This window comes from Nocardia sp. NPDC006044 (assembly GCF_042871115.1).
GTDB lineage: Bacteria > Actinomycetota > Actinomycetes > Mycobacteriales > Mycobacteriaceae > Nocardia.
On the sequence record NZ_JBIAID010000005.1, the window covers coordinates 179,384 to 193,294 of the forward strand.

Genomic DNA, 13,911 nt, shown 5'->3' on the forward strand with positions numbered 1-13,911 from the left:
TATGACTGACAACAAGAGCAGGCCCGCGGCGGGCATCCTTGGCACCAAGCTCGGGATGACCCAGGTGTTCGACGAGAAGAATCGCGTCGTTCCCGTGACCGTCATCAAGGCCGGACCGAACGTAATCACCCAGATCCGCACCGTGGAGCGCGACGGCTACAGCGCCGTTCAGGTCGCTTTCGGCGCCATCGACCCGCGCAAGGTGAACAAGCCGGTCTCCGGCCAGTTCGCCAAGGCCGGTGTCACACCGCGCCGGCACATTGCCGAGATCCGCGTCGCCGACGCGTCCACCTTCGAGGTCGGCCAGGAGATCAACGCCGACGTCTTCGAAGAGGGCACCTACGTCGACGTGACGGGTACCAGCAAGGGCAAGGGCTTCGCCGGCACCATGAAGCGTCACGGCTTCGCCGGTCAGGGCGCCTCGCACGGTGCGCAGGCTGTGCACCGTCGCCCCGGCTCCATCGGTGGCTGCGCCACCCCCGGCCGCGTGTTCAAGGGCATGCGCATGTCGGGCCGCATGGGTAACGACCGCGTCACCACGCAGAACCTCTCGGTGCACAAGGTGGACGCCGAAAACGGCCTGCTGCTGATCAAGGGAGCGATCCCGGGTCGCCGCGGCAACGTCGTGATCGTCAAGAGCGCAGTGAAGGGTGGTGCGCACGCATGACCAGCCTGGAGAAGAAGGCCAACCTGACCCTGCCGGTCAAGGAACTGGGCGGCAAGACCAATGGCACCGTCGAACTCCCCGCGGAGATCTTCGACGTGACCGCGAACATCTCGCTGATGCACCAGGTGGTCATCGCGCAGCTGGCCGCGGCCCGCCAGGGCACGCACTCCACCAAGACCCGCGGTGAAGTCCGCGGTGGTGGCAAGAAGCCGTACCGGCAGAAGGGCACCGGCCGCGCCCGTCAGGGCTCGACCCGCGCGCCGCAGTTCACCGGTGGTGGCGTCGTGCACGGCCCGCAGCCGCGCGACTACAGCCAGCGCACCCCCAAGAAGATGATCCGCGCCGCGCTGCGTGGAGCACTTTCGGACCGGGCGCGTAACGAGCGCATCCACGTGATCACCGAACTGGTCGCCGGGCAGGACCCGTCGACCAAGACGGCCAAGAGCTTCCTCGCGGAGCTGTCGGACCGCAAGAAGTTCCTCCTCGTCCTCGGACGTGCGGACATCGCGGCCTGGAAGAGCGTGCAGAACCTCGAGTTCGTGCACCCGATCGCGCCGGACCAGCTCAACACCTATGACGTGCTGGAAAGCGACGAGGTCGTGTTCAGCGTGGAGGCGCTCAACGCCTTCGTGCACGGCCCCGCCGAGGCGGCACAGGAGGAGAGCAAGTGACCACCATCGCCGACCCCCGCGACATCCTGCTGGCGCCGGTCATCTCGGAGAAGTCCTACGGACTCATCGAGGAAGGCACCTACACCTTCATCGTGCACCCGGATTCCAACAAGACGCAGATCAAGATCGCCGTCGAGAAGGTCTTCGGTGTCACGGTTACCAGCGTCAACACCGCCAACCGTCAGGGCAAGCGCAAGCGGACCCGCTTCGGTTACGGCAAGCGCAAGAACACCAAGCGCGCGCTCGTGACCATCTCGGCCGACAGCAAGCCCATCGAGATCTTCGGAGGCCCGGTCGCGTAAGCGCCTGGGACTCCAGAAAGAAGAGAAGAACTCATGGCAATTCGTAAGTACAAGCCGACAACCCCCGGTCGCCGCGGGTCGTCCGTTTCGGACTTCGCTGAGATCACTCGGTCGACCCCCGAGAAGTCGCTGATCCGTCCGCTGCACAGCAAGGGTGGCCGTAATGCGCACGGTCGCATCACCACCCGGCACCGCGGTGGCGGCCATAAGCGGGCCTACCGTCTGATCGACTTCCGTCGACTGGACAAGGACGGCATCCCGGCCAAGGTCGCGCACATCGAGTACGACCCGAACCGCACGGCGAACATCGCGCTGCTGCACTTCGTGGACGGCGAGAAGCGCTACATCATCGCGCCCAAGGGCGTCACGCAGGGCACCCCGATCGAGTCCGGCCCCACGGCCGACATCAAGCCGGGCAACAACCTGCCGCTGCGCAACATCCCGACGGGTACCACCATCCATGCGGTGGAGCTGCGTCCGGGCGGCGGCGCGAAGATGGCCCGTTCGGCCGGATCCAGCATCCAGCTGCTCGGTAAGGAAGGCACCTACGCCACGCTGCGTATGCCCTCCGGCGAAATCCGCCGCGTCGACGTGCGCTGCCGCGCCACCGTCGGCGAGGTCGGCAACGCCGAGCAGTCGAACATCAACTGGGGCAAGGCCGGCCGTATGCGCTGGAAGGGCCGTCGCCCCACCGTCCGTGGTGTCGTGATGAACCCGGTCGACCACCCGCACGGTGGTGGTGAGGGCAAGACCTCCGGTGGCCGCCACCCGGTCTCGCCCTGGGGACAGCCGGAAGGCCGTACCCGCAAGCCCAACCGTCCGAGCGACAAGCTCATCGTCCGCCGCCGCAAGTCCGGCAAGAACAAGCGCTGAAGGAGGAGGTAAGAAATGCCACGCAGCCTCAAGAAAGGCCCGTTCGTCGACGACCACCTCCTCGCGAAGGTGGACGTGCAGAACGAGAAGGGCACGAAGCAGGTCATCAAGACCTGGTCGCGTCGTTCGACCATCATCCCCGATTTCATCGGTCACACCTTCGCCGTCCATGACGGTCGCAAGCACGTGCCGGTGTTCGTCTCGGACAACATGGTCGGGCACAAGCTCGGTGAGTTCGCGCCGACCAGGACGTTCAAGAGCCACATCAAGGACGACCGGAAGAGCAAGCGGCGATGACGACTGACACTCAGAATCCGACTGCACGCGCGACGGCCAAGCACGTTCGCGTGACCCCGATGAAGGCTCGCCGTGTCGTGGACCTGGTCCGCGGCAAGCGAGTCGAAGATGCCCTGGCGATCCTGAAGTTCGCGCCCCAGGCCGCGAGCGAGCCAGTGGCCAAGGTCGTGGCCAGTGCCGCGGCGAACGCCGAGAACAACCTCGGCCTGAACCCGGCCACCCTGGTCATCTCGACGGCCTACGTCGACGAGGGTGCGACCATGAAGCGGTTCCAGCCGCGCGCCCAGGGTCGTGCGTTCCGCATTCGCAAGCGCACCAGCCACATCACCATCGAGGTCGAGAGCATCCCCACCGCCGGTGGAGCAACTCGCAACCGCCGGAAGGGAGGGGCAAAGTAAATGGGACAGAAAATCAATCCCCATGGCTTCCGCCTCGGTATCACCACCGACTGGAAGTCGCGTTGGTACGCGGACAAGCAGTACGCGGACTACGTCAAGGAAGATGTCGCCATCCGTAAGCTCCTCGCCACCGGCATGGAGCGGGCGGGCATCTCCAAGGTGGAGATCGAGCGGACGCGCGATCGCGTCCGGGTCGACATCCACACCGCTCGTCCGGGCATCGTCATCGGCCGCCGTGGCGCCGAGGCCGATCGCATCCGGGCCGAGCTGGAGAAGCTCACCAAGAAGCAGGTGCAGCTGAACATCCTCGAGGTCAAGAACCCCGAGTCGGATGCGCAGCTGGTTGCTCAGGCCGTGGCCGAGCAGCTGTCGAACCGCGTGGCGTTCCGTCGTGCGATGCGTAAGGCCATCCAGTCGGCCATGCGTTCGCCGAACGTCAAGGGCATCCGCGTGCAGTGCTCGGGCCGCCTCGGTGGCGCCGAGATGTCGCGCTCGGAGTTCTACCGCGAGGGTCGGGTTCCGCTGCACACGCTGCGTGCCGACATCGACTACGGCCTCTACGAGGCCAAGACCACCTTCGGTCGCATCGGCGTGAAGGTCTGGATCTACAAGGGCGACATCGTCGGTGGCAAGCGTGAGCTCGCCGCCGCCAGCGCACCGGCCGGCGATCGTGATCGTCCGCGCCGCGAGCGTCCGTCTCGCCCGCGTCGGTCCGGCTCCGCCGGTACCACGGCGACCAGCACCGAGGCCGGGCGCGCCGCCACCGCGGTGGTGGACGCTCCGGCAGAGACACAGGAGGGCTGACGCAATGCTGATGCCTCGTAAGGTCAAGCACCGCAAGCAGCACCACCCCGGTCGTTCCGGCATGGCCAAGGGCGGCACCTCGGTGGCGTTCGGCGAGTTCGGGATCCAGGCGCTGGAGCCGGCTTACGTGACCAACCGGCAGATCGAGTCGGCACGTATCGCGATGACCCGCCACATCAAGCGTGGCGGCAAGATCTGGATCAACATCTACCCGGATCGCCCGCTCACCAAGAAGCCCGCCGAGACCCGCATGGGTTCCGGTAAGGGTTCGCCGGAGTGGTGGATCGCGAACGTCAAGCCCGGCCGCGTGATGTTCGAGATGAGTTACCCCAACGAGGAGATCGCTCGCGAGGCCCTGCGCCGCGCGATGCACAAGCTCCCGATGAAGTGCAGGATCGTGACCAGGGAGGAGCAGTTCTGATGGCTACCGAAACGCCGGCCGCAGAGCTCCGCGAGCTCACCGAAGAAGAGTTGGTGCAGAAGCTGCGCGACTCCAAGGAAGAGCTGTTCAACCTGCGCTTCCAGATGGCGACGGGTCAGCTGGACAACAACCGTCGGCTGCGCGTGGTTCGTCACGAGATCGCGCGCATCTACACGGTCATGCGCGAGCGCGAGCTCGGTCTGGCCTCCGGACCCGCTGACAAGGGAGATGCGGCATGACCGAACAGAAAGTCGAAGAGCGCAACAGCCGCAAGGTTCGCACCGGCTACGTCGTCTCGGACAAGATGAACAAGACGATCGTCGTCGAGCTGGAAGACCGTAACCGGCACCCGCTGTACGGCAAGATCATTCGCACCACCTCCAAGGTGAAGGCGCATGACGAGAACGAGATCGCCGGCATCGGCGACCGCGTCCAGCTGATGGAGACCCGACCGCTGTCGGCCACCAAGCGCTGGCGTCTGGTCGAGGTGCTGGAGAAGGCCAAGTAGCCTTTCCGGTCTGAATGTCGAAGGCCCGCTTCCCGTTTCGGGAGGCGGGCCTTCGTCGTTTCCGAGTCGGCGAGGAGGTCCACGTGATTTTCACGTGGAGCACGTGATATCCTGTGGCATGACCAAAAGGAACCTGACGCTTCAGTTGGATGAAGAGGTGATCGCCCAGGCGAAGGTGATCGCGGCAAGGCAGGGGACCTCTGTGAGCGCGCTACTGGCGCAGCAGGTCCGCGAGATCGCCGCCGACTATGCCCGCTACGAGGCGGCGAGGGTGCAGGCGCTGGAACTCATGGCGGAGGCGGCCGGGCGCGGAAGTGGTGGTCGCATCACGTGGCGGCGCGAAGACCTCTACGACCGTGACGAAGCTCTGGCTCGATGAACTCGGAACGAGTCTTCATCGATACCACCGTCCTGCTCTACGCCTACGAGGCCGGTGACAGCAAGCGCAGCGCGATCGCGCGTGCCGTGCTTGCGGATCTGTGGGAGCGCAACGCGGGCTTGCTGAGTACCCAGGTCCTGCAGGAGTTCTATTCGGTCGCCACACGCAAGTTCAAGCCCCCACTGAGCGCGGCCGAAGCCCGTCGTGTCATCGCGCTGTACAGCGAGTGGTGTGCCCGCGATACCGACCCGCTGATCGTCATGAACGCCTCATTCCTTGCGGAACAGCACTCGGTGTCCTGGTGGGACGCGTTGATCATCGAGGCCGCGTGCCAGTCCGGCGCGAAATACCTACTGTCGGAAGATCTTCAGCACGGCCGCGACTTCCTCGGACTCGAGGTGCGGAACCCCTTTCTCGAACCGTCGAACTAGTCGGACATCCGCGGCCCGTGCATCCCGGCTTGTAGTGTCGTGTTGACGGCGATCGAGAACTGCGTCCGTGCATCCGGCTCGGTGGCGGTCGGCCGATGCGGAGGTGGGACTGTTGGTGCAGCCATATGATCGGGCGCTGTTGCGGAAGCATTTGCTACAGACTCGAATAGCGGGGGATGTCGCGACGCCACGGGAGGGGAACCTCGCGCACTACCGGCGGATGGTCGCGAAGGATCCCGCGTATCAGTTCGGGCTAACGCTGAAGGACTGGACGTTCGACGAGACGCTGGACATGATGGCGCGGCTGTGCGGAGTCAACCCCGATCCGCGACACCGGCAGGGGGCCGACACCATCGGCGTCGACCTGACCATCGCGGCGCTCGACGAGATGGGCGCCAGAATCGGGCAGGCCGCGCGGGACCAGGAGACGGTGCTGCTGGCGACCGGTCATCCGGGGCCGCTCATGGGGGTTTACCGAGCCGTCGAAGATGCCTTGCACGCCGCGGGCTGCACGATACTGACCCCCGCGGCCGGCTGGTCGTATCAGGTCATCACCGCCAACGGTTCGCGGGTCCGCGAAATCGTCTACACCTCAGGCGTTGCCGCGCTCCGCACGGGCAGCCGGTTACAGCACACCCACGACCCGAACCCGATGCAGGCCATGCTGCAAGAACTGCGCGACAGTCCGGAGCCGCAGCCCTGGCCCGACCTCGTCATGGCCGACCACGGCTGGGCCGGCACCGCGGGCGAAGCCGGCATCGACACCGTCGGATTCGCCGACTGCAACGACCCCGCCCTGTTCGCCGGCCACGCCGAGGGCAAGATCGCGGTCACCGTCCCGCTCGACGACGGCGTCTTCCCCGAGTATTACGAACCGATGATCGACTACCTGCTCGACCGTGCCGGACTCACGAACTGAGCACCCGGTCGCTGCTGGCCGAAAGATGAACTACCGCTTGCGCATTGAGTGGTGACGACGGGTTTCGCCGAGCCGGGCGAATTCATGGGATAAATCTCTGGCGGGTTGTCGGTGGGCATGACAAGCTCGGTTGGTGCGGTCCTATCGGGTGGTTTTGTCGAGTGCGGCGGTGCGGAATGTACTGCTGCTCGGGGCCTTGGTGCGTATCCCGTTCTTTGCCGGGGCCGTGCTGCTCGCGCTGCATGTCGTCCAGACCCTGCACGGCTCGTATGTGCAGGCCGGTGCGCTGAGCACGATCGTCACGGTGTGTATCGCGCTGAGCGGACCGTGGCGTGGGCGCCTGCTCGACCGATTCGGACTGCGCCGCACCATCGCGCCGTCCATCCTGATCGGCGCGGTGTGCTGGTCGATCGCGCCGTTCGTCGACTACGTGCCGCTGCTCATCCTCGCCGCCATCGCGGGATTGTTCGACGTCCCCATCTTCACCGTGGTCCGCCAGGCGGTCATCGCCGCGACCACCGAGCAGAACCGCCAGCCCGCGCTCGCGCTGGAAGCGGTGTCCGTCGAGTGCGCGTTCATGGTCGGGCCGATCGTCGGCGTCGCCGCCGCGGGTATCTGGTCGACCACGATGGTGCTGTTCTTCGTCCAAATGACCTTGGTGCTCGCGGGCATTCTGCTCTGGGTCCGCAACCCACCCCTGCGCTCCGCCGCGGACGCGGACCGCGCGAGTTCGGTTGCCGTCCCGCGCCGCAGCTGGTTCCGCCTCGAGTTCGCCGCTCTGTGCGTCGGCGCGAGCGCGGCCATCGCGGTGCTCGCGGGCTCCGAACTGACCTTCGTCTCCGCGATCCGCGAGTTCGAGGCGCAGCAGTGGCTCGGCGTGGTGCTGGCGGTCTGGGGCTTCGGCTCTGTCGTCGGCGGCCTCATCTACGGCGCGCTGCACCGCTCCATTTCGACCTACCTGCTGCTCGCCGGCCTGGGCGCGGTTACCCTCCCGATGGCGTTCGCCGTCGGCCCGGTCTCCCTCGCCATCACCGGCCTGGTCGCCGGATTCTTCTGTGCCCCAACCATTACCGCCTCCATCGATCAGATGAGCCGGATCGTCCCCGAGGGCGGGCGGGGCGAAGCCATCGGCTGGCACAGCGCGGCCCTCACTCTGGGCAACGGCATCGGCAGTTCACTGGCCGGTATCGCCATCGATGCGGGCGGGTTCCCCGCCGGCTTCGGCGCGGCGGCAGCTCTCGGCCTGGTCATCGGCCTCGGTATCCCGCTGCTGCTCACCCTGCACCGGCGCCGCCACGCGATCCACAAGGAGCCGGCCGCGGCAGGCCAAGTCGGCGCCTGAGTTTCCGGCGTCCCTCCGGTCGCCCGCCGGTTTCGATCCGGCGATCGTTCACCGCCCCTGAACTGACGTCGAACGGCTTCTTGTGGTCTGCACATGGGCCATCCCGCGCAACCAGCCTTCCGCACGACCCTTGGGAATCGGGTATCAACAGGGGCTTGCGCTATACGTATACATCTACATATAGTTGGCCAAGACGGAACGGCTCACACGGGCCGACCGGCGCAATGGGATGAACGGCAGATCTGTGGGGGTCGACGGGAGCGCATGAGGGGTTCGTCGACTGCTGGGTCTATGCGCACATGCGCACCAACTTATGAATGGAGTCATCATGGATACGCAGCACGCGGTGGATGAGGTTGTGAGTTTCGAGAAGGAGGACTCCGGCCAGTTCCGTGAGGTCGTGGTGAAGATCGGTCCCGGGGGTGCGCGGGCGCAGCGGTTCACCGGCCGCCTGCTGGGCGAGTCCACGCAGTTCACCAGGGTGGGGGTGGAGCAGGTCCGGGTCTATCTGAGCCGCAAGGGCAAGTACGCGGTGCACAAGCAGACCACGGACTGGACCGACTTCTCGGTGATGACCGACTGGGTCAAGGACCTGAAGAAGGACTGGCGCAACGGTTTCGACCTCGATGATCAGAGCTGGGGCGATTCCACGCTGCAGGTGCTGGATTCGGTCGAGGAGCTGCGCGACCGGGTTCCGCTGAAGATCTACCGCGCGCTCGTCGACGTCACCGAACACCCGCCCATCGAGGATCTCGACATCTGAGCTGCGGCTCGGATACCGAAAGGACTTGTCCCCTATGTTTGCTCGTCTCGGGCAGTTGGTCGTGCACCATCCGTGGAAGGTGATCGGCCTGTGGCTGCTCATCATCGTCGGCGTGGTCGCGGCGGCACCGCAGCTCACCTCGACCACCGACCAATCCGATTTCCTGCCTTCGCATTACGAGTCGATCCAGGCACTCGATATGCAGCAGAAGGCCTTTCCGCAGAGCGCGGCGCCCTCGGCGCTCATCGTCTTCGCCCGTTCCGACGGGGCGCAGCTCAGCGACGGCGACGCGGCCGCAGTCGCGTCGATCGGCGTGAAGCTCACCGACGCGAAGATCAAGGATGTGCTCGGGCTACAGGCGATTCCACCGTCGGAGAACCGGCTGATCCAGGTCATCGCGGTGCAGCTGACCAAGGCGACCAGCGCGAGCGACACCACCCAGAGCGACGCGGTCAAGGCGTTGCGCAGCGCGTTGCAGGACCAGGTGCGTGACACCGAGCTGAAGGCGGGCATCACCGGTCAGGCGGCGCAGCTGCTGGATCAGGTGGAGTCGAGCAACAAGGGCATGGCCATCATCGGTGCCGCGACCATCATCCTGATTCTGGTGCTGCTGCTGATCATTTTCCGCAGCCCGGTGATCGCGTTGCTGCCGATCGTCACCATCGGTGCGGTGTCCAGCGTCGTCACCGGACTGATCGCCATGGTGGCCAAGGCTTTCGACCTCAAGATAGACAGTTCGGTCAACGCCATCCTGTTGGTGGTGCTGTTCGGCGTCGGCACCGACTACATCCTGTTCCTGATGTTCCGCTACCGGGAACGGCTGCGGGCGGGGGAGGACCCGAAGACCGCCATGGTCAGCGCCGTCACCCGGGTCGGTGAGGCCATCACCTCCGCGGCGGCCGCGGTGATCATCGCCTTCATGGCGCTGACCCTGTCCACCCTCGGCATGTTCCGGGCGCTCGGTCCGGCGCTGGCCATCGCGGTCGCGGTGGCGCTACTGGCCGGGCTCACCCTGATTCCCGCCGTGGTCTCGCTGTTGGGCACCAAGGTGTTCTGGCCGTCGAAGGCGTGGCAGGCGGAGCCGAAGGGGGCACGGTTCGGCGCGATCGGCGCGGCGCTCGGGCGGCGTCCCGCGGTGTTCGCCCTGGTCTCCGGTGGCGTGCTGGTCGCGCTCGGCATCATTGCCGTCGGGTTCAACCCGACCTTCGATCTGAGTTCGGGCTCGACGTCGAACGCGTCCGAATCGGTGGTCTACAACAAGGAACTGCTCAAAGGCATGCCGGCCGGTGCGACCCAGCCGTCGGACGTGTTGCTCCGCACCACCGAAGGCGCGCTGACCAGCGACCAGCTCACCACCTATCGGGCGGCGCTGACCGCGGTGCCAGGTGTCGGGCAGGTGGCGGAGCCGCTGTTGTCCGCGGACAAGGCGACCGCCAACTTCCAAGTGACGCTGACCTCCGCACCCGAATCGGATGCCGCGATCGAGACGGTGCGCGGTCCGCTGCGCGACGCCGCGCACGCCGCGGTGCCGGCCGGGACGACCGCGGCCGTAGGCGGCATCACGGCGGTGTTCGTCGACTTCCAGGACGCGATGAACCACGACTACGCCATCGTGTTCCCGGTGGCGGCCATCCTCATCATGATCGTGCTCGGCCTGCTCTTGCGCAGCCTGGTCGCGCCGTGGTATCTGATGGCGTCGGTGTTCCTCGGGTTCGCCGCCACGCTCGGCGCTTCGGTGCTGGTGTTCCAGCATCTGCAGGGCGAGACCGGGTTGATCTTCACGCTCCCGGTGATCATGTACCTGTTCGTGGTAGCGCTCGGCACGGACTACAACATCCTGATGGTGGCGCGATTGCGGGAGGAGGCCCGCGAGGGACACGACCCGAAACAGGCTGCGGCGCTTGCCCTGCGGCATACCGGGCCGACGGTGGCCGCGGCGGGCCTGATCCTGGCCGGCACCTTCGCGTCGATGATGCTGGCGGGCAACAACGTGCTCTCGCAGATGGGCTTCGCCATCTCGGTCGGCATCGCGATCGCGGCCTTCGTGATGGCGATGTTCTTCACCCCGGCGCTGACGGCGCTGCTCGGTCACCGCGCGTGGTGGCCGGGGCACGGGGACGAGAAGTCCGGCGGGTCGCCCCAGGCGCACAACACCGTTCGAGGTGATGGGGCGCTGACCGTGCCCAGCGGGAGTTGGTCCGACACCGGTCAACGACGGTAGGTATACGAACGACGGTAAGTAGGAACGAAAAGGGCTGTCCTCCGGTCACTCCGGAGGACAGCCCTTTCGCGTGCCCGGTTGGGCGAGGTCGTCAGCCGCTGATGGCGTACGGGCGGCGTACTTTGATCCCCGCCTCGACCGCGCGGTCCACGGCGGCGCGGGAGACGCCTACCTCGTTCGCGATGCCCGGCGTCAGCCAGGACTCGTCGGCGAGACGAAAGATCTGGGTGAGCTGCTCGATGGACAGGTTCGACATTCCGCGCCGCGCGATTTCGTGTGCGAGAACGGTGATTTCGTCGTCTTCATCGATGTCGTCCTCGTCGTCCAGGAAATCCGGTTCCACCGGCATCTCGGCGGGGACACGGGCGACGACGCCGGCCGGCTCGATGCGCACGGTGGGATTGACAGGCTCGGTGCGCGCAGGGGGGCTGGTCGGCTCTGGCGGTGCCTCGAAGGCGAGTTGTTCGATTGTGGCGTCGGGAGTAGCCGGCTTCCGGCGGCCCGCTGCGGGACGAGAGACGGATTCACCCGAGATCGCCTGTGCGACAGTGTCGGCGATGGTTGCTGCGGCCTTACGTATGGGGTCACCAGGATGAGGCTCTTCTGGCTCGTCGCCGCGGTGGGCGGTGGTTTCGGGAGCCAGGGTGCCGGTGCCGGGATCGGGACGCTCGGGCGGGAGATCGTTCACCGGAAAGAGCTGCATGGCATGGCCGTTGGGCGCGGCGTGACCATTATTTTGTGCGCCGCGGCCGCCGTCGGCAGTGCGGCCGTTGGATGGCGTGGCGTCGCCGCTCGGCGGTGTCGTGCGGTTGGTCCCGTTGACCGGCTTGCCGTTCTGCGGTGTGGGCGGGGTGGTGTCCGTGACCGTGTGGCCGTTCGTGACTGCGTGACCGTTCGGGGTCGGGCGGCCGTTGGACCGTGTGGTGTCGCCGTTGGCCATTGTGGTGCGGTTGGTCCCGTTGACCGGCTTGCCGTTCTGCGGCGCGGACGGGGTGATGTCGGCGACCGCGTGGCCGTTCGTGATCGGGTGGCCGTTCGGGGTCGGGTCGCCGTTGGATTGTGCGGTGCCACCATCGGCCGTGGTGGTGCGGATGGTCCCGTCGACCGGCTTGCCGTTCGACGGCATGGGCCGGGTGGTGTCGGTCACCGAATGGCTGTCGGTAACCGTGCGGCTGTTCGTGATTGCATCGTCGTTCGTGACCACGTCGTCGTTCGTGACCGCGTGGCCGTTGGTGATCGCGTGGCCGTTGGTGATCGCGTGGCCGTTGGTGATCGCGTGGCCGTTGGTGATCGCGTGGCCGTTGGTGATCGCGTGGCCGTTCGTGATCGCGTGGCCGTTGGTCGGCGAAGTGTTGCCGTTGGTGTGCGCAGACTGTGCGGGCGACTCGGTGGTGCTCGATCGAGTTGTGGCCTGGTGTGCCGCCGAGTCGGGCTGTACCGCGAAACCGTGGGTCGAGCGACCGTTCACCGGTGTGGCGGCGTGCGGGTCATGCAGCTCGATAGGGAGCGGGTGACCGTTGATCGCCGAGAACGGCACCGTGACATGGCCGTTGCTGGACTTGTACGTCGGCTGCTCGCCCGGAGTATCCGGTTCGCCGTGCTTGTCGACCGGAATTGCCTGCACGGCATGCCCATTGGTCGCCGGTCGAGCATCGGCGTTCTCGGGCGACTCAGCAGAACGCGCTGTGTCCGTCGAGAACGACCGCACCGCATGCTCATCGGCCGCCGCGGCGACCGGCTCCGCATGATCGATCCGGGGACGATCCGGCACCGCGTCGAAACGCTCCACCGGACCGGCTTCGGCCGGCTGAGTAGCCGTCGTCGCCGCGTACGGATCCACTCCGCTGAGCAACCAGCGCCGATCATCCGGCGCCTCGACCGTGCGCCCGATCGGCGAATTTCGGTCGCTGACCCGATGCCGAATGACGGTCGCCTCCCGATCCACCACCGGCGCCCCATCGATGAGCAGCGCGTACCGTGCGGAAACCCAGGCGTGCAACCAGATCACGACCCCGACCATCACCGGCGCGATCGCGTATTCCGCGGCGCGCCCGAACGATCCCGACGCCAGATGCGGCCCCGCGTTCAACGCGATGGTGGTGCCGAGCAGCGCGGTCTCGAAGAACACCACCTTGCCCCGGGCGAGCTCGCGCCCCCAGCGGGCGGCGGTGGTCGCGGCGACCATGATGGTGATGATCGGGATCGAGATCATCGCCTCGATCCCGTAGCTCAACCAGTACAGCGGGTCGGTCATGTCCCCGCTGGGGACCAGGTTGTGCTGCACGTTCACCCCGGCCCACACCATGCCGAGCACGACGACGGCGATCAGGGCCCGGGAGGACCATTCGGCCCGCCGATACAGCTGCGCCAGCCGCGCGTCCTCGCTGGATACCCGCCGCCGGGCCGCCAGCGCCCGCCGATGCCACCGCTCGTCCGCCTCGTCGGCCCGCCGAATTGCGGCCGCGCTGCGCCGGTCTCGCTTCTCGGCGGCCAGTTCTTCCTCGACCGCCCGTCGCCGCTGCATCCGCCGCTGCGCCCGAACCCATTCGGCGAGTTCGCGTTCCGCCCCGATCTCGCGCTCGGACAACACCTCGAACAGCGCGGCGTCGTGCTGCAGCGGCAATTTTCCGCGGGCCGTCTCGACCCGCTGCGCCAACGCGGCGATCTCGGAACTACCGGTGGATTGTTCGTCGCGCATCGCGAGCCTTCCCGGAGCAGATCGTCAGCAGACCTACTTGCTCGAACGTATGTGTGATCGCACTGAGGCTAAACCGGCCACCGGCCGAGGTCAATGCCGACGCTCGAAAACCAGTGCGAATATCTCACGTGATCTTGGGACACGCCGATTTCGGCAACACGCCGTCGACGTCGCTTTCGAATGTGCCCCGAATGCGCCGGGAATTCCGCTGCGCCGC

At 66.6% G+C, this 13,911-nt stretch carries 17 protein-coding genes; 16 read left to right on the plus strand and 1 reads right to left on the minus strand.

Translation table 11 applies throughout. The annotated features are described in order from the left end of the window. The first annotated feature begins 1 nt into the window (after position 1). The 16 genes from rplC to ACFYO1_RS37155 all read left to right on the plus strand — a co-directional run bounded on the left by rplC (position 2) and on the right by ACFYO1_RS37155 (position 10,996). Complete coding sequence (gene rplC, locus ACFYO1_RS37080) at positions 2-667, plus strand: 50S ribosomal protein L3 (RefSeq protein WP_387242070.1); 666 nt, start codon at positions 2-4, stop codon at positions 665-667. Next, the gene (gene rplD / locus ACFYO1_RS37085) at positions 664-1,338 is read left to right on the plus strand and encodes a 50S ribosomal protein L4 (protein ID WP_387242073.1); all 675 of its coding nucleotides are present in this window, start codon (positions 664-666) and stop codon (positions 1,336-1,338) included. The genes rplC and rplD overlap by 4 nt, the downstream gene beginning before the upstream one ends. Beyond that, positions 1,335-1,640: a 50S ribosomal protein L23 gene (rplW, locus tag ACFYO1_RS37090; protein ID WP_040731336.1), complete on the plus strand. Its 306-nt coding sequence runs from the start codon at positions 1,335-1,337 to the stop codon at positions 1,638-1,640. The genes rplD and rplW overlap by 4 nt, the downstream gene beginning before the upstream one ends. A gap of 33 nt (positions 1,641-1,673) precedes the next feature. Next, entirely contained in the window at positions 1,674-2,513 is an 840-nt protein-coding gene (gene rplB, locus ACFYO1_RS37095; RefSeq protein ID WP_387242076.1) for a 50S ribosomal protein L2, read from the plus strand. A 15-nt stretch (positions 2,514-2,528) separates the two neighbouring features. After that, on the plus strand, positions 2,529-2,810 hold the full coding sequence (rpsS, locus tag ACFYO1_RS37100; protein WP_107654114.1) for a 30S ribosomal protein S19: 282 nt from the start codon (positions 2,529-2,531) through the stop codon (positions 2,808-2,810). Continuing rightward, positions 2,807-3,208: a 50S ribosomal protein L22 gene (gene rplV / locus ACFYO1_RS37105; protein WP_107654115.1), complete on the plus strand. Its 402-nt coding sequence runs from the start codon at positions 2,807-2,809 to the stop codon at positions 3,206-3,208. Before rpsS ends, rplV begins: the two co-directional genes overlap by 4 nt. Then, positions 3,209-4,012 carry a 30S ribosomal protein S3 gene (gene rpsC, locus ACFYO1_RS37110; RefSeq protein ID WP_040731339.1) on the plus strand — a complete coding sequence of 268 codons (804 nt, stop codon included), beginning with the start codon at positions 3,209-3,211 and terminating at the stop codon, positions 4,010-4,012. A gap of 4 nt (positions 4,013-4,016) precedes the next feature. Next, the gene (rplP, locus tag ACFYO1_RS37115) at positions 4,017-4,433 is read left to right on the plus strand and encodes a 50S ribosomal protein L16 (protein ID WP_025347180.1); all 417 of its coding nucleotides are present in this window, start codon (positions 4,017-4,019) and stop codon (positions 4,431-4,433) included. Further along, a complete protein-coding gene (gene rpmC, locus ACFYO1_RS37120) occupies positions 4,433-4,672 on the plus strand; it encodes a 50S ribosomal protein L29 (protein ID WP_039822417.1) in 240 nt (79 codons plus the stop codon). Before rplP ends, rpmC begins: the two co-directional genes overlap by 1 nt. Beyond that, positions 4,669-4,941, plus strand: a complete 273-nt coding sequence (rpsQ, locus tag ACFYO1_RS37125) for a 30S ribosomal protein S17 (protein WP_378726694.1) — start codon at positions 4,669-4,671, stop codon at positions 4,939-4,941. Before rpmC ends, rpsQ begins: the two co-directional genes overlap by 4 nt. Positions 4,942-5,059: 118 nt before the next feature. Next, entirely contained in the window at positions 5,060-5,320 is a 261-nt protein-coding gene (locus ACFYO1_RS37130) for a DUF6364 family protein (protein WP_387242083.1), read from the plus strand. After that, entirely contained in the window at positions 5,317-5,751 is a 435-nt protein-coding gene (locus ACFYO1_RS37135; RefSeq protein ID WP_387242086.1) for a PIN domain-containing protein, read from the plus strand. Before ACFYO1_RS37130 ends, ACFYO1_RS37135 begins: the two co-directional genes overlap by 4 nt. A 115-nt stretch (positions 5,752-5,866) precedes the next feature. Further along, a complete protein-coding gene (locus tag ACFYO1_RS37140; RefSeq protein WP_387243138.1) occupies positions 5,867-6,670 on the plus strand; it encodes a phosphatase in 804 nt (267 codons plus the stop codon). A 169-nt stretch (positions 6,671-6,839) separates the two neighbouring features. After that, the gene (locus tag ACFYO1_RS37145; RefSeq protein ID WP_387242089.1) at positions 6,840-8,012 is read left to right on the plus strand and encodes an MFS transporter; all 1,173 of its coding nucleotides are present in this window, start codon (positions 6,840-6,842) and stop codon (positions 8,010-8,012) included. A gap of 328 nt (positions 8,013-8,340) precedes the next feature. Continuing rightward, positions 8,341-8,775 carry an EXLDI protein gene (locus tag ACFYO1_RS37150; protein WP_387242092.1) on the plus strand — a complete coding sequence of 145 codons (435 nt, stop codon included), beginning with the start codon at positions 8,341-8,343 and terminating at the stop codon, positions 8,773-8,775. 34 nt (positions 8,776-8,809) lie between these two features. Then, positions 8,810-10,996 (plus strand): MMPL family transporter, encoded by a 2,187-nt coding sequence (locus ACFYO1_RS37155; protein WP_387242095.1) that lies wholly within the window; start codon positions 8,810-8,812, stop codon positions 10,994-10,996. A gap of 91 nt (positions 10,997-11,087) precedes the next feature. Here the strand turns inward: ACFYO1_RS37155 and ACFYO1_RS37160 are convergent, their stop codons facing one another. Then, complete coding sequence (locus ACFYO1_RS37160) at positions 11,088-13,694, minus strand: hypothetical protein (protein WP_387242097.1); 2,607 nt, start codon at positions 13,692-13,694, stop codon at positions 11,088-11,090. Between the last annotated feature and the right edge of the window lie 217 nt (positions 13,695-13,911).